Origin of the sequence: Phaeobacter sp. 11ANDIMAR09, assembly GCF_001294455.1 — a bacterium.
Classification (GTDB): Bacteria; Pseudomonadota; Alphaproteobacteria; order Rhodobacterales; family Rhodobacteraceae; genus Pseudophaeobacter.
Map to the genome: position 1 here is coordinate 1 of NZ_LIKT01000075.1, position 1998 is coordinate 1998.

At 56.4% G+C, this 1998-nt stretch carries 1 protein-coding gene and 2 pseudogenes; 2 read left to right on the forward strand and 1 reads right to left on the reverse strand.

Annotated elements, in window-relative coordinates; genetic code table 11:
• The first annotated feature begins 62 nt into the window (after positions 1 to 62).
• Positions 63 to 995: pseudogene (locus AN476_RS22105) on the forward strand (IS5 family transposase).
• Here AN476_RS22105 and AN476_RS23670 read toward each other — a convergent pair.
• Positions 976 to 1350 (reverse strand): DUF6538 domain-containing protein, encoded by a 375-nt coding sequence (locus AN476_RS23670; RefSeq protein WP_371257384.1) that lies wholly within the window; start codon positions 1348 to 1350, stop codon positions 976 to 978. The pseudogene AN476_RS22105 and the gene AN476_RS23670 sit on opposite strands and share 20 nt — an antisense overlap.
• 345 nt (positions 1351 to 1695) lie before the next feature.
• Here AN476_RS23670 and AN476_RS22110 point away from each other — a divergent pair.
• Positions 1696 to 1998, forward strand: a pseudogene (locus AN476_RS22110) (hypothetical protein); the annotation flags it as partial.

Below are 1998 nucleotides of genomic sequence, written 5' to 3' on the forward strand. Positions count from 1 at the left end.
GCTTTGTTGCACAAATCGCGCCGGGGATTCATTCGATGAATCCAGCGTGATAGCCGGGAGGCATGAGCAGTTGGACCCTTACGAAGTACAAGACCAGGAACTGTTCTTCGTACAACACAGCGCTGAAGCAACGTGGATCGCTGTCGATTTGGTTTGATCCGGAGATGGTCTGGGCGCCGCCGCCAACGGGCAAGCGTGGGCGGCAGTAACAATTTAGCGAAGCCGCGATCCAGACCTGCCTGACCCTGAAGGTGCTGTTTGGCATGGCGCTCCGGCAGACTGCGGGGTTCGTCGAGAGCTTGTTACGGCTGGTTGGGCTGGATTGGACCGTTCCGGATTTCAGCACCTTGTGCCGCGGCCAGAAGACACTGAACGTGAACCTGCCCTATCGCGGCAACACCGGCCCGCTAAACCTCTTGATTGACAGCACGGGTATCAAGGCAGAGGGCGAAGGCGAGTGGAACGCCCGCAAACACGGCGGCACTAAACGCCGGATATGGCGAAAATTACACATAGGGATCAACGAGGAAACGCTGGAAGTGCGGGCGGTCGAGGTCACCACCAGCAATGTCGGCGATGCGCCCATGTTGCTAGAATTGCTTGACCAAATCCCGCCAGATCAGGCCGTCGGATCAGTAACAGCCGACGGTGCCTATGATACGCGCAAGTGCCATGACGCGATTGCCGCCCGTGGCGCACATGCTGTCATCTCGCCCCGAAAGAATGCCAAACCGTGGAAGCCCTCGAGCGCCGGAGCCATCGCCTGGAACGAGGCGGTCAACGCGTCGCGATACCTGGGCCGCGCCCTGTGGCGGCGATGGAGCGGATACCACCGCCGAAGCCGGGTCGAAACAAAGATGCATTGCGTGAAGTTGCTGGGACAGAGCCTCATGGCGCGGGACTTCGACCGCCAGGTCGCAGAGATCCAAGTCCGCGTTGCCGTGCTCAATCGCTACACCACGCTTGGCATACCCATCACAGAGGCCGTAGGATAAGTCTGTCCGGGGAAAGGGGAAGTCCGACCACACCCCGATTTGTGCAACAAAGCCGTTCCGAAGAATACACGATCTTCACCGGTGGTTGTGGGTTCAAACGGTCGATCTCCGAATCGAAGAAAGCATAGATTTCCTCGGTGATCCGGTGCTGCCTCCGCTCTGCTTCTTTTTTGTCTGTGGTTCCGGTCGAACGCCGAACTTGCTTGTTGTTCTTGACTTGAAGCTCGTTGGGCTTGGTGACCTGAACGTACCAAACATCTCCCTTGGCCTTAAGGCAGACAAGTTTTGAAGGATGGTAATACACATTTCCTCGCACGCAGTAGGTTCCAAAGTAGGGTCCAAGACAAGGTCTCACAAAAGGAAAACCCTTTTGTTTCTTATCTGTCCGCGTTTTAGAGATCAATGGAGGCGAGTACCGGAATCGAACCGGTGTACACGGATTTGCAATCCAGAAAGAGCGTAAGCGAAAACAACGGCTTAAGTGTGCAAAATACCTCCTGACAAAAAGTGAACAAAAAACGAAAGTTTCAAAACCAAATTCGCCGGTTCAAAACGAAAAAGTCCCCGTCACAGCGGCAACTGTGAACAGGGGCCAAATAGAAAAAGCCTGTCAGCTTTCGAAGCACATTAGCACAGGCCAGCTCCGCACCGCAAACGCTCAGTCCGCTTTTACGCGGCCTCTGACTGGTGAGGTGGTCCAATGAGCTGGCGCATCGCAAACGAATGCGCCGAGCGCCGCTTTGGCAGCGCCGCGCGCAAGCAGATAATCATGTTCTTGGCCGACAAAGCGAGCGATGACGGCTCAGGCATCTGGTGCTCGAAGGGGACCATCCAGCGTCACACAGAGCTTAGTGAGAGCACGGTCAAGCGCACCATCATCGACTTCCTACGCGAAGGCATCTTGATCGAGACCGGGCGGCGACAATGCAAGAACGGCTACACCGTCATTTACCGCATCGTTCTGGAGCGCGTGGCCGCGCTCGAACCCACGGCTGAGCCCGAT